Origin of the sequence: Pseudomonas lyxosi, from assembly GCF_047758685.1 — a bacterium.
Taxonomy (GTDB): domain Bacteria; phylum Pseudomonadota; class Gammaproteobacteria; order Pseudomonadales; family Pseudomonadaceae; genus Aquipseudomonas; species Aquipseudomonas lyxosi.
Genome location: NZ_CP180481.1, coordinates 4,727,552 through 4,750,027, shown reverse-complemented (window position 1 = coordinate 4,750,027; position 22,476 = coordinate 4,727,552). Strand labels below are relative to the sequence as shown.

The following is a 22,476-nucleotide window of genomic DNA, read 5'->3' as shown; positions in this document are numbered from 1 at the left end:
AAAACCGTTCAATCAGACTACTAAGTCTCGCCTTGTTTTTCACAGCAAGCCTCCTTTGCGAGAACTTTTAGATCTCGCTAATATTCAACAAAGTTTGATTTTACTTAACTGCGCGAACTTGAAGGGTTACACCCGAACCATGTTCAGCGGAGTCAAAGTAGGTGAAACCATTTCTGTTGGGCAATCGACCGCGAAGTATCGGTGTCAGCCCGACAGTAAAAGCCTCGGATTCTGCAGCATCGCAGTCAGGAACTGTAAACCCTAGATGAAACACACCCTCACCTCGCTCCTCAAGGAAGCGACGTTGAAGAGTGTTTCCTTCGGGCGGCGCGCACAGCTGAAGCTGGAAATTTTCCAGATTTGTATATTTGTAGTGCAACTTCACAAAGTCTTCAGCATTCGGAGCAAGCAACTCCCCTTTGAAAGCTTCCAATGAAGGAAACTCACTCCAAGGGCCTATTCCGAGAGACTCGTAGTAGGCGACAGCCTTATCCATATCGCGAACAATTACGCATACATGATGAAGAGTGTTGAAAATGCTTATATCGCTCATCACTTCACCTGTTTTTTCGCAAAGGCATCAGCAGATTCGACAAAGCTCTGACCAATCAACGGATTCCATTGCACACCAGATTTAGCTTCTACACCTGGTTTAAGGCGCTGAGTTTCGTCGTAGTCACTCCACGGGTGCATGAACAAGGGCTCAGCACTTTCCAACGTCTCTAGACGCTCTGCATAACCAGCGAGGTAAGCTACTCGCTCTTCAGCAGTCACACGGCCTGGCATCCATGCCGCAAATGGCGGCAGGACAGAGAAGCCGGTATAAGCGAGTAAGCCGTTGTGGATCGGCCAAAGTACATGCAGCAAATCCCCATCAATACCGTTGGGCTCATAGAGTGTCGACGCAGTTCCCGTCGTTAGGCAAAGCATTGCCTTCTTGCCTTTGAACAGGCCCGAGTCGTATTTGCGGCCGGCAGCATAGGCAAAGCCACGACTGAATACGCGATCGCACCAACCCTTCAGGATCGAAGGCATGGAGAACCACCACACTGGAAAGTGGAACAGCACAAGGTCAGCCTCAGCGACTTTCTGCTGCTCACGAACAACGTCAGCACTTTGGCTATTCTGTGCGAACGCGTGCTCTTGCTCACGAGAGAGATCCAAGAAATCCGCATTCTCGCGGTCAGCAAAATCTGCTGCCGACAGCACTGGATTCCACCCCATTGCGTAGAGGTCGCTGACGACAACTTCGTGACCTAAGCGGGTCAACGTTTCCACAGCTGTGTTCTTTAGCGCTGCGTTGAACGATGCCTGCTCTGGGTGTGCATAAACGATGAGAGCTTTCATTACGTACCACTCTGGATCTGAAAAAAGGAGGCCTAAAAAAACAGCCGAAACGAATCATCTGTGGTCAACTTTAGGCCGCAAAGGGGTCAGTGTCTTGATGATCCTCGACCAGTTTCTGCGGTTTTTTGCATAGTCCGTGCTTTTCTCTTCCCCGTAAGATAGTCCGTACTGGTGGCACACCCCCCGGGAACCCACTGCACAGGTGTAGCGCCGCCGGTGGCACCAACCGGCTGAATACTCCCAGGTGCCAGCAGCAAGAGCTGCATGGTGGGACGAGCCAAGATGATTGGTACCGACTCGGGAGCGCTTTCTTCTAGAGGTTGATCGACATCCAGCATTGCGCAAACATGCGCCATGACCCGTTTGCTTGCTTCAGTTGAAGCACAAAGGATATGGCTGTAGGCAAGCGTCTCCTGCATAACGACTCTTACGATGAGTGCAGCGAGGCTCGCCGGCAACGAATGCTCGTATGCCGGATGCTGCGCTAGCCAAATTTTTGTAATCCCGCAAGCTTGGGCAGCTTGAAACGCAATCTCGCTTACCGCTTCACCCGCCAATAGCAAATACACTTCAACGCCTGGCAACTGTGCAGCGGCAATCGTTGCGCGCGTTTCCAGGGTTAAAGCACCTTCTGCATACTGAGCCAAAACCAGAAGCTTCATTTGCTAATCCGTGAGTTTTGACCGAGTGGTTAAGACAGCTTTTGCTCACAAGCCGCTAGTAATATCGACGCACAAATAACTTCTGATGCCGCCCGCAATGCTTCAACAGCAGGTGACGATGGCGCTATGCGCAACTGCTGATCGTGTGGGTCAATACCATGGGGAAAACATGACCCTGCATCTGTCATCTGAACACCCGCTGCTTTGGCTAGTGCAACGACATGCTTCGCGGTTCCCGGGTAAACATCTACGCTGATGAAGTACCCGCCCTTAGGGGTACTCCACTGTGCAAAGCCGTGTTGGCCGAGCTTGGCTTCCAGGATTTCGAGCACTGCGTCGAAACGAGGTTTAAGCAGGCCCCTGTGGGAATCCATCAGTGCCTTGAGGCCATTCAGATCACGCAGGAACCGGACATGGCGGAGCTGATTTATTTTGTCAGGCCCAACACTCCGTACCGAAGCGTGTTGCAACCACCACTTGACGTTGTCTTCCGAGCTGCCAAGCATGGCGAGGCCCGCACCAGCCTGGGTTACCTTGGAAGTCGAAGCAAAGACAAGCGCACGATTTGGATAACCATTTCGCGTGCACGCTTCATAAATGTTTTCAATCTGAACATCTTGGTCGGTCAGATGATGCACGGTGTAGGCGTCATCCCAAAACAATCGGAAGTCAGGCGCAGCTGTAGGCATCGAAGCGAGCGCCTCAATAACCAAATCACTGTAAATAGTGCCCGTAGGGTTACTGTACTTCGGAACGCACCACATCCCTCGAATAGAAGCATCCCGAGCAACCAAGCTACGAACTGCACTCATATCCGGGCCATCTTCCAGCATTGGGATGGGGATCAAACGAATGCCAAAAGCTTCGCAGAGAGTGAAGTGACGATCGTATCCCGGAACAGGGCAGAGAAAGGCCACGGTCTCCTTTTCTTGCTGCCACGGATGAATGGATCCAGGCACTCCTCCGCGCATGGCGAACGACAGACAGTCGTACATCAGCGCAAGGCTTGAGTTGCCGCTGACCACTACCTGGCTTTCAGGCACACCCAGCACTGGTGCAAACAGCCTACGGGCTTCAGGGATACCTTGCTGCCCCATGTAGTTTCGGCAGTCCGTACCGTCCTCTGCGAGGTAATCCCCAACCCCTGGCAGCTCTAGCAACTTGTTAGAGAGTTCGAGCTGCTCGCTACTGGGAACCCCGCGAGCCATGCTGATCGACAATTTCAACTCGCAAAGGCGAATATAATCATTCTGCGCGCGCGCATGCAGCTGTGAAAGATCTTCCCTGGAGAGATCATCCAGTTTCATTTTTTAAGCCTCTGACTATTGTGAATACCCAGCAAACGTCGGGACAGTTCGGTAAGTGTCTGTACAGCGAGCGATTCGGAATCAGCTATAAATGTCGCTCCGCCGGCCAACAATCCCATCAGCGCCCGAGCGGCAATATCGACATCTGAAACATTGAAAATGCCAGTTGAGATACCTCGCTTGATAATCGCAATGAGCTCCTTGCGGTACAGCTCATCTTGAGCAACAACGGTCGCGCGCTGGGCCCCTTTTAGATTTTTAAGCTCGAGCATCACCAGGTCTTCCTCTCTAGAGTTTCGCAATACGCGACCCACATGGAACGAGATGAAGGCATTGAGCTGCGTTAAGGCGCTGGCACGTTTGGGCTTGATGGACAGCCAGTCGCTCAGGCGCTGTTGAAGCAGGGAATCCAACACCTCTTCAAGCACATCGATCTTGCTGGGAAAGTGGTAATACAGGCTGCCCGCCTGCATGCCTGCCTTTCTGGCGAGACTGCGCATCGACATTGCAGAAAAGCCGCCTTCCATAATCAAATCAATGGCAGCGTTCACAATGAGCTGATCAGAGCCCACCTCAGTTGTTACCGCATTTGCCTGGTGCATATAGATAAAAACCTTGAGTTAACGGATTTCAAACAGGGGTTGCGCGAAGCCAATGACTTGCCCTTCTTGAGCAACAGCCGCGACCAGCACTCCTGAACAATTTGCTTTAACTTCCTCTAGCAGCTCGTCGTTCTGCAGAAACGCAATGATCTGACCTTCCTTGATCTCACTTCCCATTTTTACGAACGGCTCATCTCGCTGAGGATGAGTGAGACGCAGGACGCCCATGGAAGGCGAGTGGATAATTTTGCAGAGTTCCACCTCTACTCCCTCAAGGTGAGCAGTGGGTGAGACAGCGTTCGCCTTCGCGTCAAACTTGAGACTTAAACTGGCACCTGCCTGCTCAAATTCAAACGCTCTCAGAGAATGCCTTTGAAGCAGAACCACAACCTTTTCGATGAATTCGGGGCTCATTTCGACGTCTCCTTATCCTGTTCGAGATAGCGTTCTAGATGATGAATATCGAATCCCCCTTGAACGAAACCTGGTTCGTTCATCAGGCGTTGATGTAACGGGATACTGTGTTTGATGCCAGTGAGCTGCGCCTCTCCCAAGGCACCGGCCATACGGTTGATGGCTTCCTCTCGCGTGGCGCCATGCGCGAGAAACTTGGCGACGAGCGAGTCATAGTGGGGTGGTACCTGATAGCCCGAATACAGGTGGCTATCAATGCGAATACCTGGCCCTCCAGGTGGCAGCCAAGATTTCACAGTCCCTGGGGCTGGGACAAAACTGAACGGATCTTCAGCATTAATCCTGCATTCAACCGCATGCCCCCGAAGAGTGATTTGGCTTTGATTGATCGACAGAGGGAATCCCTGAGCGATCAACAATTGTTCGCGCACGATATCCACCCCTGTAACCAATTCGGTAACCGGATGTTCAACTTGAACTCGGGTGTTCATCTCGATGAAAAAAAACTCACCGTTCTCATAGAGGAATTCAAACGTGCCGGCGCCCCTGTAACCAATCAGTTGGCATGCCTTCACACAGCGCTCGCCGATGAATGCAATAGCCTCTCTATCGACGCCTGGTGCCGGGGACTCTTCGATAATTTTCTGATGGCGTCGTTGCATTGAGCAGTCACGCTCCCCAAGCCATACGGCGTTGCCAAAATTGTCAGCCAGAATCTGGATTTCGATGTGGCGGGGATGCTCTAGAAACTTTTCCAGATACACCTCAGGATTACCAAAGGCTCGCCCGGCCTCCTCGCGGGTCATGGCCACAGATTCATTCAGCTCAGCCGGCGTACGAACAATGCGCATACCGCGCCCGCCACCGCCTCCAGATGCTTTTACAATGAGCGGATATCCACACGTCTCAGCAATGTGACGAACCTGCTCAGCATCATCTGGCAGCGCACCTGGCGAGCCCGGGACGCACGGAACACCAGCCTCCAGCATCGCTTGTTTGGCCGAAACCTTATCGCCCATTAGGCGGATGGATGCGGAGCTTGGCCCAACAAAAACGAGTCCTGCAGCTTCGATATCGGCAGCAAACCCGGCATTTTCAGCAAGGAAACCATAGCCCGGGTGGATAGCCCCGGCGTCTGTCAGCTTCGCTGCTTGAAGCAAGCGCTTGGAATTCAGGTAACTTTCACTTGCCGCAGCCGGGCCGATGCATATGGCTTGGTCAGCCAATGCCACATGGCGCAGACCTGCATCAGCTTGGGAGTGCACTGCGATAGTTCGCAACCCTATTTCCCTGGCAGCACGCAACACACGTAATGCGATTTCACCGCGGTTGGCGATAAGTACACTGTCAAATAGCGGCTTACTCATGATCGTCCATCGCCTCGATTGTGAACAAAGGGCTACCGGCTTCAATCATCTCGCCGTCATTTTTAAGGATCGCAACAATGCGACCGCTGCGATCAGCCTCAATGGGATTGAGCATCTTCATGGCCTCAACGATTGCCAGCGTCTGCCCTTCTTCGACAACATCCCCCACCTCAACAAAGGGTGGCTTGTCTGGTGAAGGCGAACGATAAAAAATTCCGACCAAACTGGACGACACTGAATAGCCGGGCTTATCCGATGACACAGATGGAATTGCTATCGAGCCCTCTTCGGTTGGCGCGCTAGTGCTTTTGGCAGTAACCAACTCACGCTGAGTGGGAGCGCCAACGCTCAGACTGTGCAAGCCGAGCCGGACGCGACTGTCTCCCTCGCTATATTCCAGCTCCGCTACTCCCGAGCGTTCGACAATTTCGATCAGGCGCTCGATAAACTCTATGTTCATATCTTTTCTCGCTTTGACGATACCGTCAGTCATTCGCTTAACGCTCAAACGAAACTGGCAATGACAATGTTTTGGGTTTCCAGAGTGCTTCGCACATGGGCGGCGATTGCGACAGCAGTCGGCGTATCGCTATGCACGCAAATTGAATCGATGGGGCATGGAATGATCTTGCCTGAGATGGTCTCGATGCCTTGAGCACGCACCATTCGTACAACTCGATCTGCTGCTTCGTTAGGGTCGTGGATTACCGCGCCAGGCAATTTGCGCGAGACGAGATGCCCATCCTCGGTATAAGCACGATCGGCAAAAATCTCCGAGCGCACTTCAAGGCCCATTTCGGCAGCAATACGCGCCTGGTGTCCCAGGGCAATGACCAGGCAGATCAAAGAAGGGTCTACAGCATGGATAGCGCGACATACTGCTGCAGCGACATCCGGATCAGTTTGCGTCAGATTCCCAAGAGCTCCATGAGCCTTAACGTGCGTGAGCGTATGGCCGCAATAGCTCGCCATCGCTTGTGACGCACCTATCTGGTACGCCACTAACCGCTCTATTTCTGATGCCGAGAAAGGAATATTCCGCCGGCCAAACCCCCACAGATCAGGAAAGCCGGGATGTGCGCCCACGGCGACTCCCCGTTCCATTGCCATCGCATAAGTAGCGGCCATGATGTCGGGGTCGCCGCCGTGAAAGCCGCAGGCGATGTTGGCCGAGCTGACGATGTTCAAGATGGCCTCATCATCGCCCATCGTATACGCGCCAAAACCTTCGCCCATGTCCGAGTTCAAATCGACCGTCAATGAATGCTGTGACATGAAAATATTCTCGTAAAAAAGTGGGCCTGCCGGCCAGTCAAAGGGTCAGGCCCAACGTCCGTTCCAGCGAATTGAGTTCAAGATCCAGCTGCTTCTGAGCTTCGATAGCTTCAGCCAGATCAATCTCCAGAAACCGCAGTTTGCTGCCGACCGGCGCTTGAGCGAGCAGCGACAAGTCCGCGTCGATGACGTTGGCAATTTTTGGGTAGCCACCACACGTATTGGCCTCTGCCATCTGAATAATGGGTTGGCCAGAAGGAGGTACTTGAACGGTGCCGGGGAGAATTCCGTGCGACAGAAGCTCCAGCGGACTGCACAACTTGAGCTCCGAACCGCTCAGTCGCATGCCCATGCGATTGGCTTCCTGAGTGACCTGCCAGGGCTCAGAGAAAAATCGCTCACGGACCTCGTCCTCGAAATCCTCATACTGAGCCGCAGGCAATACGCGGATGACGGTTGCTGTAGTCAACGATGGCAATTCACGAACACCAGTGAGCCCGCAGCTGCCGGTACTTTTCGCCCGAGGTAAATTCAACGAAAGTTGATCGCCACGTATAAGTCCACGGCCCTCAAGCCCGCCAAAACCGCTTTTCAGATCCGTCGCACGTGACCCCAATAGCACCGGAACATCAATGCCCCCTGCAAAGGCCAAGTAAACGCGTGCTCCCCGACGTGGGGCTTGAATAATCAATGTCTGTCCCGCTTTGCCATCACAGACCCAGTTCGGTGGCAACTCAAAACCATCCAAATGAGCCAGCGCATCCGCGCCAGTTAGTGCAAAGCGACTGTCGGTTATGAATTTGAGACGCGCAGGGAAAAGGACGATCTCCAGTCCTGCGAAATCTGTAGGGTTGCCCACCATGATGTTGGCCGTGCTTAGCGCAAGTCTGTCCATAGCGCCAGATTGGCCAACACCAATATTGAGGTAACCCTTGCGCCCCAAATCCTGAACAGAGTTCAAGGCGCCAGTAGATAGGATTTCGATCATGATTCAATTCCAGCAATGCTGAAGCGAACGCGATCGCCTGGTTGCAAGAACGAAGGCGACTCACGCTGCTGGTCGAATAATTTCAGTTCTGTTCGACCAATGACGTGCCAACCGGAAGGGGCCGAGCACGGCATGATCCCAGCCTGGGCACCACCAATAATGATTGCTCCCTCCTCCAGCCGCATCCGAGGCACTGAGCGACGGGGAGTTGCGATTCTAGGGTTCAACCCAGACAGGTATGGGAAACCTGGCATAGCACCAACACAGGCAACCCGATAAACCGCCTCGCTGTGCAACCCTATGAAGGTTTGAACATCGATCTTTGCCAGCTCGGCAATGACGGCCAAATCCTCACCCTGTTGCCCGCCATAGATAACTGGTACGTCGATCTCTCGCCCCACTTGCTCATCAACAGTCACATGCGACCAGGCATGAAGTAGCTGCTCGGTTAGCACACCGACTGAAGTTTCAGTCGCTGAATAAACGATCAGCAGGTTGTTCATCCCGGGTACGACTTCGCGTACGCCGGGCAAATGAGCAACCAGATTCGCCGTTGCAAGCACTCGCTGCTGTATTGGCTCACTGAATCCAATTGAGGCGGCATCAAGAAACAAACCTTGGCTGCCTGCAATGCAGATTTTTGGCATGGGATCGAGAGAGGACATGTCAGCAACTCACTCGTTAACAGGAACGGTGTAGTTCAGGATCAAGCGACCGCCATCGGGATAGATTGTTTGACCAACGATATAAGATGCGTCCTCACTCGCCAGGAACGAGGCAACACTGGCCACCTCTGACGCTTGACCTACACGTGCGATTGGAGTGCGAGACAACACGGTGTGCCGCTGTGCAGGGCTGGCCATTACCGAGTTCATCACCAGATCGGTCGCAATCGTTCCTGGGCCGATCGCGTTGACCCGGATTCCATGCGAGATCAAACCAACGGCCATAACGGCTGTCAGCTGTTTGATTCCACCTTTCGAAACTGCATAAGCAACCGCTGTAGGGTTGGCGAGCACAGCATTGATGGACGACATGTTGATGATCGAACCTTTGATGCCCTTTTCGATCATGACGCGGGCTGCAGCTTGGCCGATCAAGAAAGGAGACTTCAGGTTAACGCGCTGAGTTTTATCAAAGGCGTCTTCGGGATAGTCAACGAAGTCCGCGGTGATGATAATTCCGGCGTTGTTTACGACAATATCCAGCGAGCCAAAGTGATCCACTGCCTTCGCTACAATGGCCTTGGCCATGGCTGAGGAAATATCGCTCAGATCCGCGGCATACCAGGTTGCGTTTTCACCTAGGCGTTCGGCCTGTGCACGAACTTTGTCCTCTTGTACATCGACCAACACAACCTTGGCGCCGTCAGCCAAAAAGCGCTCGGCACAAGCCAAGCCCAAGCCCTGCGCAGCACCCGTTACCAGTGCGACCTTGTTTGCATGTTTCATAGCTACTCCCGTTACTTGAGATAATCGACATCATTTTTCGAAGTGTTTTGGCATGTAGCCCGACCTATCCCGCTCAATAGCGGCTCGGCCGGTACTCTTCGGGTATCGGTTGCTTGCCAACTATGTGGTCACGCAACATGGCACCCGTGGTCGCGCTGAGCGTCAGTCCGAGGTGACCGTGCCCGGTGGCGAAATAAAGTTGATCCACTTTTGCAGAGGGGCCGATGACTGGAACGGTTTCAGGTACTGAAGGGCGATTCCCCATCCACTCAGTCATGCCCTCAGTGTTCAACGTCCCAAGCATCGACTCGGCTTTGCTCAAGAGCATTCGTGCACGTCGATAATCTGGGGCTGCGTAGCGACTTGCCAATTCAACAGTTCCGGCAAGCCGCAACGCACCATTACCCATCGGAAGAACAACGAAGCTCTCCGAGTGATTCATCACGTATCTCTTAAGTGGGCTTTGTGCATGGGGCAGTGTCAGGTGATAGCCACGTTCACTTTCCAAAGGCAGATTCTGGGAGATCGGTTTTGAGAAGTGATCACTCCAGACGCCACTGGCAACGATGACTCTTGACGAGTCGATGGTCTGGCCGTCACGAAGCATTACGCCAGTAACTTTCCCACCCTGTTGCCGTAGGGCTGCCACGGGATGCTGTTCAAATCGTCCACCCTCGGCAATGAACTGCTGGAACAGCCCCAAGGTGAACAGATAAGGATCCTCGACATGGGAAAAGTCGGTGATAGAAACGGCATTTCGCCACTGTGCCGAGAGCGCGGGCTCAAGGCTGTAAACTTGCTCAGGATTACATAGCTGCCAGTTGACGCCGTGCTTGCCACGTAACTTCCATCCCTCAAGATCGGCGCGAAGCTCCTTCTGAGTGGCGTAGACCATCAGAGCTCCTTGCCGACGCCACATGCCATCCAACCCGCTACGAACAACCAAAGGTTGAAGGTCGGAAAGTGTCCGTCCCAATAGATAGGCAAGCTGTTGAGTCAGCTTGCTAACGCTCCCTGCCCGACTGGCCAGCAAATATCTGCTCAACCAAGGTGCCAAGGTTGGAAGATGTCGCCAGCGTACGGCCAAGGGCCCCATTGGATCGAACAACCAGCCAGGAATTTTACGTAACGTTTTGGCGTCAGCTAGCGGAAGCACTTCACTGATTGCGATTGCACCCGCGTTACCTGAGGACGTCCCACTCGCAGGTGGGTTCTGATCCAGGAGCAAGACCTCCAGCCCAGCAAGCTGTAGCTGCAAAGCAGTCGCTATCCCAACCACACCGGCGCCAACCACTAACGCGTCACAGCCTGAAGTCCTAGTCACGTTTGGCCCCCTGGGTCGCGATTGCACAACGGCCCGCAGCGAGATCCCATGCAGCGCAGCCGACGCTCTTGAAAAGAGACGCCTTCGTTGAGTCGAATCGACCATCGACAGCATCAGCAAGCGACAACACTGTTTTCCAGTTCACGTCAGCCTGAATCAAGTCTCCAGCTTCATGGCGAGCACCCACTGGGTCGTCGGCAAACAACTGACTGGCGTTGACACACTCTGGAGCGAACTCGGCCATTTCGGCATTAAATGCACCCACACCGATAAGCAGCCGACCTGGACGAGCTACTTCGTGGTAAATCGGGCGCTTGCTCGAAGTCAACGCAATAACGACCTGGGCCTCATCTCGGATTCCCGCGCTCTGTGCAGAAATCCGAAGCGTTAAGTGTGCAAATTGGTCGCAAAACTTCTCAACACCTTCCTTGCTTCTGCCATGAACATCGACTTTGATCCCCGGGAATAGCTCAGACAGCGCTTCGATATGTCCAGCTGCCTGCTTGCCTGTCCCAATCAGCGCTACGTGTCTGGCATCGTTTCTGAGGCTTTTGATCGCAAGCATTGAAACGCAAGCCGTGCGTCGGGCTGTCACAGTAGGCCCATCCAAAACCAGCAAAGGCTCACCGGTCGCCGACGAATACACAGCAACAAGTCCATGAATCAGGGGCAACCCTTTTTGGCTGTTGCCGGGCGCAAAGTTAACCAACTTATGTATGCCGATATCCGAAGATGTCGCCGGCATCGAGAGAAGCAGTGCATCATCCAAAAGAGGGAGAACCTGCCGCGTCGGGCTCGTTATCCGCTCGCCCGCATAGTCACGAGCAGCATCGGCGATGAAATCGCACAATGACGGGAATGGAAGTAAGGCGGCTGTTTGCAACTCGTTCAGGACTTGGAGCGCCATATTCAGTGTCCTCCCAAATAGGCATTGCGGACTTCATCATTGGTCAGTAGCTCTTGACCGGTGCCAGTCAATCGAATCTCACCGTTGACCATTACGTAGGCGCGGTCTGACAGCTTCAGCGCATGGTTTGCGTTCTGCTCCACCAGGAAGATGGTCATGCCGGTTTTCGCAAGCTCACGCAGAGTGGAGAAAATCTGTTTAACGACGATGGGGGCCAGCCCCAGACTTGGCTCATCCAGCAGCAACAACTTGGGCCGGCTCATCAGCGCTCGTGCGATGGCGAGCATTTGCTGTTCACCGCCGGACATAGTCATCGCCCGCTGGTTGCGACGTTCCTTGAGGCGTGGGAACAGTTCGAACATGCGCTGCATGTCTTCACCGGCGTGCTTGTCCCCGATCGGGATGGTGCCCATCATCAAATTCTCTTCCACCGACATATCGGGGAACACACGGCGACCTTCCGGCGACTGCGCAATGCCGTTAGAGGCAATGTAGTGCGACGATTTGTGGGTGATGTCAGTGCCTTGAAAGATGATCTGCCCTTGAGCGGCGCGCGGCTGGCCGAAGATCGACATAAGCAACGTGGACTTACCCGCGCCGTTGGAGCCGATCAAACTGACCGTTTCGCCTTCATTAATTGCCAGCGAAACTTTCTTCAGTGCCTGAATCGGCCCGTAGTACACATCGATGTCCTTCAGTTCGAGGATCGGCTTACTCATACCAACTCCTCCTCATCTGCGCCCAGATACGCGGCAATCACTTTTGGATCGTTGCGGATCTGTTCCGGCTTACCCTTAGCGATTACGTTGCCGTGGTCGAGCACGACGATATCGTCAGAAATCCCCATGACCATGCCCATGTCATGCTCGATCAGCACGACGGTCATGTCATGGTCGTCGCGCAGGTAGCGAATCATGCCGCTGAGTGCTTCGGTCTCCTGTGGGTTTAGACCGGCAGCGGGTTCGTCCAGGCATATAACCTGCGGACGCGTGCACATGGCGCGGGCGATTTCCAGACGGCGCTGCTGACCGTAGGAAAGTTCACCAGCTAACCGATTGGCGCAATCCACCAGATCGACCACTTCCAGCCAGTAGAAAGCGGTGTTCATGGCGTCCTCCTCAGCCTTGCGGTAACCCTTGGTGTTGAGGATCCCTGCAACCATGCTGCGGTTGACCCACATGTGCTGGGCGACCAAAAGGTTCTCGATAACGGACATTTCCTTGAACAGGCGAATGTTCTGGAATGTCCGCGCAAGCCCTGCACGGTTCACCAGGTGCGTACCGCCGAACATCTTGTAGAACAGACGTCTGGCGAAGCGGTTGGGTGAGATGAAGTCCGTGGGGAGAAATTGTTCACCGAGCAACTGAATGACATTAGTCTTCTTGCCGCGAGCATTAAGCTCTATGCGCCCGCCTGTTGCCTTGTAGAAACCCGTCAGGCAGTTGAAGACGGTGGTCTTGCCCGCACCATTGGGGCCAATCAAGGCAAAGATTGAATTGCGGCGCACCTCCAGGCTGACGTCGCTTAGGGCCTTGATACCACCGAAGTGCATCATCAGGTTTTCGACGGACAGAACGATTTCGTCGCTCATCACGCACCCTCTACTTTGGCCATCACGCCTTTACGTGGGCGTACACCGGTGCGGCTGACACGGATCAGCCCCCGTGGCCGCCACATCATCATCAGCACCATCAAAACGCCGAACAGCAGCACGCGGTACTCTGCGAAGCTGCGTAGCATCTCCGGCGCAACAGTCAGCACAAACGCCGCAATCACCACGCCAACCGTGGAACCCATGCCGCCGAGAACAACGATGGCGAGAATCAGCGCAGACTCGAAGAAGGTGAACGAGGTCGGGTTGACGAAGCCCTGATAGCTGGCAAAAAACACACCCGCCAGACCTGCGGTCGAGGCACCAATGGCGAATGCCGATAGCTTGACCAGGACGTGGTTCAGACCCATGGAGCGGCAGGCGATTTCATCTTCACGCAAGGCCTCCCATGCGCGACCGATCGGCATGCGGGTAAGGCGATGTTTGATGTACAGCACAGCCAGCACCACCAAGAACAGCACGAGGTAAATGAAGATGAATTTGAGGTTGGGGTTGTAATCCATGCCCAACAATTGATGGATCGGTGTTCCCCCCTCTTTCGCCTGCCTGCCGAACTCAATGCCCATGAATGTAGGTGCGGGCACCGGTAGGCCATTAGGGCCGCCAGTGAAGGACAGCCAGTTATTGAGCACCAGTCGAATGATTTCACCGAAGCCCAAGGTCACGATGGCCAGATAATCGCCATGCAGCCGCAACACCGGAAAGCCCAATAGGCAACCCGCGAACCCGGCAGCAATAGCGGCCAGGGGCAACACAGACCAGAAGCCGAGCCCCAGGTACTGATATCCCAATGCCAGGCCATAAGCCCCGATCGCATAAAAGCCGACGTAACCCAAATCGAGAAGACCGGCCAGACCGACCACGATGTTCAGGCCAAGCCCCAGAAGAACGTAGATCAGACCAAGGATGACCACAGTAATCAGGTACTTGTCAGCGAAGGCAGGAAAGATCAGAGCGACGACCACCACCAATGGCATGATCCAGAGCAGGCGTGATCTGTGATCAGGCTTTAAGACATGCACACCACTGTCGGCGTGAGTGAAACGATGGGATAACCGCTGCCCTGTTTGAGTTTGTAGGAACAGGCTCAACGCCAAACGTCCAGCCATGACAATCGCTGTCATCCAGGCTACTCGAGCGGGTTGCCAGTTGAAGCTATAACCGTCCAGAACGACACCCACAACCGGGCCAAAAACGATCAACGCCAAGAGGCCAGCGACCAAAGTCTCGATAAGGCTTTTTTTGATATCGTAGGATTTGAAGCGATGCGCTTCATTCCCTAGTGCTTTATTCAGGGTTATGGAAGACATGCTCACACCTTTGTAACTAGGGGACGGCCAAGCAGGCCTTGTGGTCGCAGGATCAGGATGAGTACCAGCAGCGCGAAGCTGAAAACGTCCTTGTAATCACTGTTGACCATCCCTGCGAATTGCGACTCAGCGACACCCAATATCAAGCCACCGAACATGGCTCCTGGTAACGACCCGATCCCACCGAGTACTGCTGCTGTGAATGCTTTTATGCCGATGATGAAACCTGCATAAAAATCAAACGTGCCGTAGTTCATGGTGATCAGAACACCTGCCAAAGCAGCCATCGCAGCGCCAATGATGAACACGTAAGAAATAACTCGATCCGTGTTGATCCCCAGAATCGATGCCATTTTTCGGTCTTGCTGCACGGCGCGGCACATCCGCCCAAGTTTCGTGCACTTGATTAGCCACGTGAGGATCGCCATACCGATGAAAGCTGCAATCAGGATGAAAATCTTCGTGTAGGTAAGCTGAACAAAGCCGGTGCCGATCGAAAACTTCACCGCCCCTTCAAGCAAGGTGGGCACACCCTGCTGGCGCGCCCCTTGGCTTATCTGCACGTAGTTCTGTAGGATCAAAGACATGCCTATGGCACTAATCAACGGCGCCAATCGCGTCGAGTTACGAAGTGGTTTATAGGCCACGCGCTCAATCACCAAACCATACACACCGGTGACTACGATCGTGAAAACTAGGGTGCCCAGAATGAGGAAGGGGAATGACTGGACGCCAAAAAAAGAAAATACTGCCAGCCCGATAGCGGCCAAATACGCAGAGACCATATAAACATCGCCATGGGCGAAATTGATCATCCCGATAATGCCGTAGACCATGGTGTATCCGATCGCAATCAGCCCATACACAGAGCCAAGCGTCAGGCCATTCACCATCTGCTGAAGAAAGATGCCGTCCACGATTAGAGTTCCGTCAGTGAATTGAGTAATACGCACCCTGCACTCGACCCGTTAACGGGTCGAGGCAAGTGAGCACCCGATCAAAGTTGTTTGTATTTTCCGTCGGGGCCCCACTGATACATCACATAATCGGAAACTTTCAGATCACCATTCTTATCCCACTCTTTGTTTCCTATTGCGGTAGGTACCGGATGGCTTTTTAACCAAACAGAAGCCTTCTCACCGTTGGTGCTTTTGTTCGCACTGAACGCTGCCGCTAATGCTTGAACCGAAGAATAGGAATACAGGGTGTAGCCTTCTGGCTCGTAGCCATTAGCTCGGAATTTTTCAACAACCGCTTTGCCCGCAGGGTTGTTACGTGGATCGGCTCCGAATGTCATGAACACGCCATTCACGTACTGAGCCCCACCAGCGGCGCTGACCAGCTCATCAGTTACGATGCCATCGCCAGAAATGAATTTCGCTGTCACCCCCTGCTCACGCAACTGCCTCACAAGCGGGCCAGCTTCCGGGTGCAAACCACCGAAATAGACCACTTCGGGATCGGTCGAACGAATCTTTGTAACGAGGGCATTGAAGTCCTTTTCTCCGCGGGTCAATCCCTCATAAAGCACTTCCTTCACACCCTTTTTATTGAGCTCAATCTTTGTCGCGTCGGCCAGACCCTGACCGTATGTGTCCTTGTCATGAATGATTACAACTCGCTTGGCTTTGAGGACATCAGCGATGTAATCGCCAGCGACGATGCCTTGTTGGTCATCGCGTCCGCAGTTGCGGAAAACTGTCGACAACCCACGCTCAGTCACTTTAGGGTTGGTTGCTGCCGGACTAATGCTGATGACTCCAGCATCGGCGTAAATCTCATTCGTCGGAATAACTGATGACGAACAGAAGTGACCGACCACTGCGACCACTTTGTCTGATTCGATCAGTCGGTTCGCTACAGCGACAGCTTGTTTTGGGTCACAAGCGTCGTCGCCCTTAACTAGGCGAATTTTCTCGCCATTAATACCGCCATCGTTATTTATGGCTTCAGCGGCAGCTTGCGCCCCTCGCCAGACCTGATCCCCGTAGGCCGCATAGGTACCCGTAAAGGGCCCAGCCACACCGATCACCACATCGGCATGAACGACACCGCTGACTAACGCAGCTGCCAAGGTTGTACTCACCAAAAACGGTTTCGCTTTACCACTCATATCGCTCGCTCCAAGGTAGAACAGCTCTATTGCGACCCTCAGTTCCAAACCGCAAACTGCACAACGCGACTGAAAAAGAAGGTCTTTAAGGGATCAGCAGAAGAAAGTTGGCGAACTCTGGGAAGCCGCCCGCCAACATCAAGGGCTTATTTTATTGATCTTCGTATGGTTGCCGGCCCTGGCATGTGTGCTCATTCTGCCGACAACAGGCGGGGACTGGCTTGCACTAACACAGCCAATTCGATGCGGTTTTTTGCATAATAAGCAGGCAAACGGGCACGAAATTCCCCACCTGGATACAGCAGCATCCAAATGAAAAAAGTTCGATAGGCGAGGAGTTATTGAGCCTGAAGACTCAATCGATACTGCTGAGGGGTGAAGTGCGTTGCGGCTTTGAATTGACGAGAAAAGGCGCTGTGATCGGCATAGCCGCACTCGCCAGCAATGTCGGTGATACTGGCTTGCGACTCCTCCAACATTCGACAGGCCTTGTCTATACGAATCCGGATGAGCATCTGCTTGGGCGTGAGCTGAAAAATCTCTTTCGTTAAGCGCTCCAGCGTATCAACGGACAGATTAACACTCTGGGCAACCTCAGAAATAAGCAGCTTTTGATCGCTATCTGTTTCCAAAATTCGTATGAAATCCATCAGCCTTTTATAGCTGCTTTTTTTCTCATCCGGCCTGGGCAAAATTCGCGATATCCCGACCAGGCCAAAATTCCCCGACGCCGGATCCTTGAATTGAAATTTAGAGCTGAGACACCATTGCTTCCTTCCGTCAGCAGAGAAATACAAACGAAGCAGATCCACGATTTTTTTCCCATCGTTGATCACGCTCATATCCTGAGCCAACGTGTTGTGGCCTGTTCCAGGAAAAAGCTCGTCGGCGGTTAAACCTATAACCTGCTGCTTGCTACGCATCCCTGCCTGATCAACGATCGCCTGATTGACCATTACATAGCGGGCTTGATTGTCTTTAACGAAGAACATCACATCCGGTAGCCGATCGAACACCTGCTCCAGCAAGGGCAGGTTTTCGTCGACGCTACGTAGCAAATCATCACACCTGAACATTTTTTGCATCCGATCCAACATTTACTAGGATCTACCTTACACCAGCCTAGCTAGGTGCATAGCGGAAAATCAAAGCGCCTCATTGTGCAACCTCCCGCTAGAAAACCGCCAAGGATAATGCACTCCATTGGGTCGTTATCTACCAAGTGCGCACCGAACATGGTCAAGAAAGGCTAGCAAACATATAAGCCGAGGAAGAATCACCCCTAACTCACCGTGAAAATCCGAGATCGCGTGAGCAAAAATGACTATGCAGAAAGCCGTAAAAATCCACGGAGTAAATCACAAGCCACCGCAACCTGGTTACAGCAGACTGTGCCGAGTTCGCTACTTGAGGATTTTCCCGTGACCCACCCAACCGATTCCGTTGTCATCATTGGCGGCGCCATCATCGGCAGCTTCGTCGCTTATTTCCTACGACGTGAGGGCCACAAAGGCTCGATCAAAGTTATCGAGCGTGACAGCACCTATCAGTTCTCCTCCACTGCTCTTTCGGCGTCTTCGATCCGCACCCAATTCGGCTGCCCATTCAACATCAATATGAGCCTTTTTAGTGTCGGAGTTTTCAAAGACATCAAGAAGTGGTTTGGTGAAGATGCCGACATTGGTTTTGAGGAGCGTGGGTATCTCATGCTCGGTTCGCCAGATGGAGCCGATGCGCAACGCACCACAGCTTTGATGCAGCGAGAACATGGCGCCACGGTTGATATTCTGACGCCTGAACAAACCAAAGAACGCTTCCCCTGGATCAACGCCGAAGACCTTGGCATTGCGACCTACGGAGCAGCGAATGAAGGCTGGTTTGACGCCTGGGCGCTACTGCAATTGGTTCGCCGTGAAGCCAAAAAACTAGGCGTTGAATATGTACAAGGTGAAGCCTGTGGCATCACCCAGAGAGATGGCAAAGTCGAATCCGTTCAACTCACCGACGGAACCAATTTGCCATGCGCTTGGTGCGTCAACGCGGCGGGGCCGGCAAGTGGAAAAGTGGCTAACTGGCTAGGGATTGACCTTCCTGTAGAGCCTCGTAAGCGTACCGTCTTTCACATCAAAACGCCGGTACCGACAGAAGGCTTTCCAATGCTTTTTGATAATTCGGGTGCGTGGATCCGTCCGGAAGGCGATGGATTCATTGCCGGTATTGCTCTCGAAGAGCCCGTGGATGTACACGCCGAGGGCGACTTCGAGCCGAGCCATCATTTGCTCGAAGAAATACTGTGGCCACTTTTGGCACACCGCATCCCTGAGATGGAACAGATTCGCCTGCAGCGGTCATGGGCAGGTCACTATGAAATGAATTTACTGGATCACAACGGCGTCGTTGGTGCGCACGACCAAATCACCAATTTCATATTCGCAACCGGTTTCTCGGGCCACGGAGTCATGCACTCCCCCGCAACTGGCCGCGGAGTCGCTGAACTGATCGTTCACGGCAAATACCGGACACTGGATCTGTCACCCTTGGGTTATGAGCGCATACGTGACAATCAGCCCATCGTGGAGTCGGTTATCTACTGACTCCTGCGCGAGCCGGCAACGTCCGGCTCGCTATGTGATGCATCCTCGGTTACCTAGCGGAATTGAACGTGACAGCTGTCTCGAAAGTACTCATCCCCTCCTCCTCTTCCCTTCAGCAAAACCAAGTGCCATCAGACTTACCAGCTGCCTCGGGATACATCGAGACAGGAACCCCTGAGTTTCGTAGAACCTCATGGGCACTTCTAGCAGGTGGGTTTTCCAGTTTTGCTCTGCTTTATTGCGTTCAACCGATGATGCCTGCTCTGTCAGAGGCTTTTTCAATCAGTGCAGCCCAGAGCAGTCTCATCCTGTCTGTTTCAACCATTACCTTGGCAATTGGCCTCCTTTTTACTGGCCCAATTTCCGATGCCTTAGGTCGAAAGCCCGTGATGGTGGTTGCATTGATGGCGGCTGCGCTATGCACGATCCTGGCATCGATGATGCCAAACTGGCAAAGCTTGCTAGTGATGCGTGCGCTCCTCGGATTGTCGCTTAGCGGCATAACGGCGCTTGCGGTGACCTACCTGAGTGAGGAGATACATCCTCGCAACATAGGCGTCGCGATCGGCTTATACATTGGCGGCAGTGCGATTGGAGGTATGTCAGGACGCCTGGCCAGTGGCCTGATTCTGGAGTACGGATCATGGCGCATGGCCGTGGGTGCGATAGGCATAGTTGGTGTGGTTGCCGCAGTACTTTTCTGGCGCTATTTGCCGGAGTCGAAGCACTTCACTCCGCGCGCGATCAACACGAAAAATTTAGTGGGAGGGTTTCTTCTCCACTTCCAAAATTCGACATTGCGCCTCCTATTCCTTCAAGCATTCTTGCTGATGGGCAGTCTGGTAACCTTTTTCAACTACATCGGTTATCACCTACTCCAAGACCCGTTCTTTCTCAGCCAGCAGACAGTCAGTCTGTTGTCTTTTGTATACCTGACAGGCCTCTACAGCTCGGCCAAAATTGGCTCTTTGGCAGACCGAGTTGGACGACCAAAAGTATTCTGGAAGATCATTCTGCTGACATTGATCGGCGTAGTGCTCACGCTAGTGAACAACCTCTACTCACTCGTCATTGGCACAGTGATTTTCACCTTCGGTTTTTTTGGTTCTCATGCCGTTGCCAGCAGTTGGATCGGTCGATGCGCGAAGACTGCAAAAGGACAAGCTACCTCCCTTTATCAGATTTTCTTCTACATAGGAGCCAGCGTTGCGGGTACCTGGGGAGGGATGTTCTGGCAGCATGCTCACTGGCTCGGCGTAGGATTTTTTATCGCTGGCCTGCTGACCGTATCCCTTCTGATCTCACTAAAACTCGCTCAAGAGGCGGCCAGCCAATCCTGACGCTCTGGCCCCGATCACAAAGGAAGGTACACGCTACATAGAGTTGATTTTTGGTCTGCGGGTTGGCCTCGTGCAGTTTCCCATCCATGTGCTGCTTCAAGATGCCAACACCCATCACCACGCAGACATCGTGAAACTGATCCATGCCTTTGCTTGCCCCCCAGTTCTGAGAGTGGCAACCATATTTATAATTCTCTTTCAGAAACAGATTCACGATTGTCGGGGCGGCGTGTAGCGCGTTAGCAATCGCTTGGGCTGAAACTGTTACGATTTCGCTGACACGCTCCTCATCGGCCGCTATCTAGTGCTAGCTGCCGCCGTGGCGTATCTGAAAGAAACGATCGGATGTGACTTGGACATTGTTTGTAGCACTTGAGCCTGGCGCCGGACAGTTATTGAGTAGAACATTTGGGCGGTGTTTGGAGAGACCTTGGGTATTTTTTAACCGTGAGATGATGCAGCGGCCCCTTTTTTCAGGGGCCGCTAGGGCAACAACCAACCCGCTGTCACCACCTACAGAACTGAAATAGACAGTATCACCAGAGAGCAACCGAATAGCTGACAGTAAGGCGGTTCTGATCTCCATCCCCTCCTATGTCGCTACGCAACATCGCGTTCCTCCAAGCAAATCCAAGCCCTTTTAACGCCCCAGATTGCACCACGTAGGTGAGTACAAGGTCACGCTCCCACTCTTGAGCGCCATGTACTTGCTTGATGCGATCACCCTTTAGGTACGCCAGACTGGATTTCAAACCAGGCACTCCGAGCGACGCAAAATCGTAGTCATACTGCCCTAGTATCGTGCGCTCACCGGCATAGTTAAAACTCGCGGCTAACCGGTCGCTAATGATATACAGCGAAGTACCCCCTGCATCTTTATTTGGCAAACTACCCATATTCATTTGCACAAAATTACTATTGTCTGAGACCTCTTGGTAACCAACGGAGAACGCGTGCCCTCCTAGGCCATACGTAAACATTGCGCTCCAAGTCCGGTTATCGATCCTTCCATCCCCATCTTTGGTGTAGCCTGAAGTACGGTAGCCTAACTCACCCCGATCATTCGCCCCTATACCCTCGGTTCGGAAATATCGTAGATCCGACTTAAAGCTCTGCCCCTGCCCCAACTCAAATCTATGAAGTGCCCCCAGAAAGTTCTGCTGGTAATAATCTTCAAGGTTTGCGTAGTAATACTGTAACGTCAGATCTTTAACGCCGGTGTATTCACCCCCCCCGAACTTGAATGAGTCGCTTTGTCGCGTTCCACCAGAAACTGCAAGACCAACGCTATCACTGGACATCCTTCCCGTAACCCGATTGATCTGCCCAGCCACCAATGTCAGTTTTTCTAACTCCTTGGAAGTCAACTGCACGCCTTGGAACAACTGCGGTAGAAGCCTGCCATCATTAGCCAGCAAAACAGGTAAGGCAGGCGTCAGAGTACCCAAGCGAGTTTCTGTTTCGCTAAAGCGAGCTTTAGCTGTAGTCCAAAGTGGCTAAACTCATTCACAGCCTCGCCATCAAAATCACGAGGAAATACTGATCCTGGCCCTGGCGCGTCGAGTTTAATGCCTAGACCTGCGATAACATCCAAACCTAAGCCAATCTGGCCCTCGGTGAACCCGGACTTACCATTGAAGATAAAGCCTTGTCCCCACTCGCTGACACTGTCTCGGTGAGTGTCGCGAGTGTCATATCCATAATAGAGATTACGAAGTTCTAATTTGGCCGTGCTATCTTCAATAAAACCTGAAGCTTGGGCGGAATTACCTTTAATTGCGAGCACGACCGTACCCACGGCTAACGTCATGAGTTCTTTTTTCATTTTCTATCCAAAAGTGTGTAGGCGAAAAAACAAGCCAA

Annotated in this window: 22 protein-coding genes and 1 pseudogene; 2 read left to right on the top strand and 21 right to left on the bottom strand. The window is 53.0% G+C overall.

Going from position 1 to position 22,476, the window contains the following annotated elements:
- Positions 1-100: 100 nt before the first annotated feature.
- The 20 genes from ACMXYI_RS21880 to ACMXYI_RS21785 form a co-directional block, all read right to left on the bottom strand.
- A complete protein-coding gene (locus ACMXYI_RS21880) occupies positions 101-553 on the bottom strand; it encodes a VOC family protein (RefSeq protein WP_415769030.1) in 453 nt (150 codons plus the stop codon).
- On the bottom strand, positions 553-1,347 hold the full coding sequence (locus ACMXYI_RS21875) for an NAD(P)H-dependent oxidoreductase (protein WP_415769029.1): 795 nt from the start codon (positions 1,345-1,347) through the stop codon (positions 553-555). The genes ACMXYI_RS21880 and ACMXYI_RS21875 overlap by 1 nt, the downstream gene beginning before the upstream one ends.
- Positions 1,348-1,433: 86 nt before the next feature.
- Entirely contained in the window at positions 1,434-2,009 is a 576-nt protein-coding gene (locus tag ACMXYI_RS21870; protein ID WP_415769028.1) for a hypothetical protein, read from the bottom strand.
- Positions 2,010-2,038: 29 nt separating this feature from the next.
- Complete coding sequence (locus tag ACMXYI_RS21865; protein ID WP_415769027.1) at positions 2,039-3,316, bottom strand: aminotransferase class I/II-fold pyridoxal phosphate-dependent enzyme; 1,278 nt, start codon at positions 3,314-3,316, stop codon at positions 2,039-2,041.
- Positions 3,313-3,918 (bottom strand): TetR/AcrR family transcriptional regulator, encoded by a 606-nt coding sequence (locus tag ACMXYI_RS21860; RefSeq protein WP_415769026.1) that lies wholly within the window; start codon positions 3,916-3,918, stop codon positions 3,313-3,315. The genes ACMXYI_RS21865 and ACMXYI_RS21860 overlap by 4 nt, the downstream gene beginning before the upstream one ends.
- A gap of 18 nt (positions 3,919-3,936) precedes the next feature.
- A complete protein-coding gene (locus tag ACMXYI_RS21855; RefSeq protein WP_415769025.1) occupies positions 3,937-4,332 on the bottom strand; it encodes a biotin/lipoyl-containing protein in 396 nt (131 codons plus the stop codon).
- Positions 4,329-5,699: an acetyl-CoA carboxylase biotin carboxylase subunit gene (gene accC / locus ACMXYI_RS21850; protein WP_415769024.1), complete on the bottom strand. Its 1,371-nt coding sequence runs from the start codon at positions 5,697-5,699 to the stop codon at positions 4,329-4,331. The genes ACMXYI_RS21855 and accC overlap by 4 nt, the downstream gene beginning before the upstream one ends.
- The gene (gene accB, locus ACMXYI_RS21845; RefSeq protein WP_415769023.1) at positions 5,692-6,192 is read right to left on the bottom strand and encodes an acetyl-CoA carboxylase biotin carboxyl carrier protein; all 501 of its coding nucleotides are present in this window, start codon (positions 6,190-6,192) and stop codon (positions 5,692-5,694) included. The genes accC and accB overlap by 8 nt, the downstream gene beginning before the upstream one ends.
- Before the next feature lie 11 nt (positions 6,193-6,203).
- Positions 6,204-6,974: a LamB/YcsF family protein gene (locus ACMXYI_RS21840; RefSeq protein ID WP_415769022.1), complete on the bottom strand. Its 771-nt coding sequence runs from the start codon at positions 6,972-6,974 to the stop codon at positions 6,204-6,206.
- A gap of 37 nt (positions 6,975-7,011) precedes the next feature.
- Positions 7,012-7,962, bottom strand: a complete 951-nt coding sequence (locus tag ACMXYI_RS21835) for a biotin-dependent carboxyltransferase family protein (protein WP_415769021.1) — start codon at positions 7,960-7,962, stop codon at positions 7,012-7,014.
- Positions 7,959-8,627 (bottom strand): 5-oxoprolinase subunit PxpB, encoded by a 669-nt coding sequence (gene pxpB / locus ACMXYI_RS21830; protein ID WP_415769020.1) that lies wholly within the window; start codon positions 8,625-8,627, stop codon positions 7,959-7,961. Before pxpB ends, ACMXYI_RS21835 begins: the two co-directional genes overlap by 4 nt.
- A gap of 9 nt (positions 8,628-8,636) precedes the next feature.
- The gene (locus tag ACMXYI_RS21825) at positions 8,637-9,413 is read right to left on the bottom strand and encodes an SDR family NAD(P)-dependent oxidoreductase (protein ID WP_123364314.1); all 777 of its coding nucleotides are present in this window, start codon (positions 9,411-9,413) and stop codon (positions 8,637-8,639) included.
- A 73-nt stretch (positions 9,414-9,486) separates the two neighbouring features.
- Positions 9,487-10,842 carry an NAD(P)/FAD-dependent oxidoreductase gene (locus tag ACMXYI_RS21820; RefSeq protein ID WP_415773948.1) on the bottom strand — a complete coding sequence of 452 codons (1,356 nt, stop codon included), beginning with the start codon at positions 10,840-10,842 and terminating at the stop codon, positions 9,487-9,489.
- Positions 10,730-11,644: a bifunctional Delta(1)-pyrroline-2-carboxylate/Delta(1)-piperideine-2-carboxylate reductase gene (gene lhpI / locus ACMXYI_RS21815; RefSeq protein WP_415769019.1), complete on the bottom strand. Its 915-nt coding sequence runs from the start codon at positions 11,642-11,644 to the stop codon at positions 10,730-10,732. The genes ACMXYI_RS21820 and lhpI overlap by 113 nt, the downstream gene beginning before the upstream one ends.
- Before the next feature lie 2 nt (positions 11,645-11,646).
- Positions 11,647-12,363 carry an ABC transporter ATP-binding protein gene (locus ACMXYI_RS21810; protein ID WP_123364316.1) on the bottom strand — a complete coding sequence of 239 codons (717 nt, stop codon included), beginning with the start codon at positions 12,361-12,363 and terminating at the stop codon, positions 11,647-11,649.
- Positions 12,360-13,235 (bottom strand): ABC transporter ATP-binding protein, encoded by an 876-nt coding sequence (locus ACMXYI_RS21805; protein ID WP_415769018.1) that lies wholly within the window; start codon positions 13,233-13,235, stop codon positions 12,360-12,362. The genes ACMXYI_RS21810 and ACMXYI_RS21805 overlap by 4 nt, the downstream gene beginning before the upstream one ends.
- On the bottom strand, positions 13,235-14,566 hold the full coding sequence (gene livM / locus ACMXYI_RS21800) for a high-affinity branched-chain amino acid ABC transporter permease LivM (RefSeq protein ID WP_415769017.1): 1,332 nt from the start codon (positions 14,564-14,566) through the stop codon (positions 13,235-13,237). The genes ACMXYI_RS21805 and livM overlap by 1 nt, the downstream gene beginning before the upstream one ends.
- Positions 14,567-14,568: 2 nt before the next feature.
- Positions 14,569-15,483 carry an ABC transporter permease subunit gene (locus tag ACMXYI_RS21795; protein WP_415769016.1) on the bottom strand — a complete coding sequence of 305 codons (915 nt, stop codon included), beginning with the start codon at positions 15,481-15,483 and terminating at the stop codon, positions 14,569-14,571.
- Between the two features lie 80 nt (positions 15,484-15,563).
- Entirely contained in the window at positions 15,564-16,679 is a 1,116-nt protein-coding gene (locus ACMXYI_RS21790; RefSeq protein ID WP_415769015.1) for a branched-chain amino acid ABC transporter substrate-binding protein, read from the bottom strand.
- Positions 16,680-17,017: 338 nt separating this feature from the next.
- Positions 17,018-17,764, bottom strand: a complete 747-nt coding sequence (locus tag ACMXYI_RS21785) for a helix-turn-helix domain-containing protein (RefSeq protein ID WP_415769014.1) — start codon at positions 17,762-17,764, stop codon at positions 17,018-17,020.
- Between the two features lie 225 nt (positions 17,765-17,989).
- Here ACMXYI_RS21785 and ACMXYI_RS21780 point away from each other — a divergent pair, with 225 nt between their 5' ends.
- Positions 17,990-19,273 (top strand): NAD(P)/FAD-dependent oxidoreductase, encoded by a 1,284-nt coding sequence (locus tag ACMXYI_RS21780; protein ID WP_415769013.1) that lies wholly within the window; start codon positions 17,990-17,992, stop codon positions 19,271-19,273.
- A gap of 125 nt (positions 19,274-19,398) precedes the next feature.
- Positions 19,399-20,613, top strand: a complete 1,215-nt coding sequence (locus ACMXYI_RS21775) for an MFS transporter (protein WP_415773947.1) — start codon at positions 19,399-19,401, stop codon at positions 20,611-20,613.
- 536 nt (positions 20,614-21,149) lie between these two features.
- On the opposite strand, the pseudogene ACMXYI_RS21770 reads toward ACMXYI_RS21775, so the two are convergent.
- Positions 21,150-22,438, bottom strand: a pseudogene (locus ACMXYI_RS21770) (OprD family outer membrane porin).
- Positions 22,439-22,476 lie beyond the last annotated feature (38 nt).

Bases quoted from the DNA above. Each gene is read 5' to 3' on its own strand.
- lhpI (WP_415769019.1), bottom strand. From the start codon at position 11,644: ATGGCGCTCCAAGTCCTGAACGAGTTGCAAACAGCCGCCTTACTTCCA.
- ACMXYI_RS21875 (WP_415769029.1), bottom strand. From the start codon at position 1,347: ATGAAAGCTCTCATCGTTTATGCACACCCAGAGCAGGCATCGTTCAAC.
- ACMXYI_RS21880 (WP_415769030.1), bottom strand. From the start codon at position 553: ATGAGCGATATAAGCATTTTCAACACTCTTCATCATGTATGCGTAATT.
- ACMXYI_RS21865 (WP_415769027.1), bottom strand. From the start codon at position 3,316: ATGAAACTGGATGATCTCTCCAGGGAAGATCTTTCACAGCTGCATGCG.
- ACMXYI_RS21860 (WP_415769026.1), bottom strand. From the start codon at position 3,918: ATGCACCAGGCAAATGCGGTAACAACTGAGGTGGGCTCTGATCAGCTC.
- ACMXYI_RS21835 (WP_415769021.1), bottom strand. From the start codon at position 7,962: ATGATCGAAATCCTATCTACTGGCGCCTTGAACTCTGTTCAGGATTTG.
- ACMXYI_RS21825 (WP_123364314.1), bottom strand. From the start codon at position 9,413: ATGAAACATGCAAACAAGGTCGCACTGGTAACGGGTGCTGCGCAGGGC.
- ACMXYI_RS21810 (WP_123364316.1), bottom strand. From the start codon at position 12,363: ATGAGTAAGCCGATCCTCGAACTGAAGGACATCGATGTGTACTACGGG.
- livM (WP_415769017.1), bottom strand. From the start codon at position 14,566: ATGTCTTCCATAACCCTGAATAAAGCACTAGGGAATGAAGCGCATCGC.
- ACMXYI_RS21785 (WP_415769014.1), bottom strand. From the start codon at position 17,764: ATGCAAAAAATGTTCAGGTGTGATGATTTGCTACGTAGCGTCGACGAA.
- ACMXYI_RS21855 (WP_415769025.1), bottom strand. From the start codon at position 4,332: ATGAGCCCCGAATTCATCGAAAAGGTTGTGGTTCTGCTTCAAAGGCAT.
- ACMXYI_RS21805 (WP_415769018.1), bottom strand. From the start codon at position 13,235: ATGAGCGACGAAATCGTTCTGTCCGTCGAAAACCTGATGATGCACTTC.
- accB (WP_415769023.1), bottom strand. From the start codon at position 6,192: ATGACTGACGGTATCGTCAAAGCGAGAAAAGATATGAACATAGAGTTT.
- ACMXYI_RS21820 (WP_415773948.1), bottom strand. From the start codon at position 10,842: ATGGTCGATTCGACTCAACGAAGGCGTCTCTTTTCAAGAGCGTCGGCT.
- ACMXYI_RS21870 (WP_415769028.1), bottom strand. From the start codon at position 2,009: ATGAAGCTTCTGGTTTTGGCTCAGTATGCAGAAGGTGCTTTAACCCTG.
- ACMXYI_RS21790 (WP_415769015.1), bottom strand. From the start codon at position 16,679: ATGAGTGGTAAAGCGAAACCGTTTTTGGTGAGTACAACCTTGGCAGCT.
- ACMXYI_RS21840 (WP_415769022.1), bottom strand. From the start codon at position 6,974: ATGTCACAGCATTCATTGACGGTCGATTTGAACTCGGACATGGGCGAA.
- accC (WP_415769024.1), bottom strand. From the start codon at position 5,699: ATGAGTAAGCCGCTATTTGACAGTGTACTTATCGCCAACCGCGGTGAA.
- pxpB (WP_415769020.1), bottom strand. From the start codon at position 8,627: ATGTCCTCTCTCGATCCCATGCCAAAAATCTGCATTGCAGGCAGCCAA.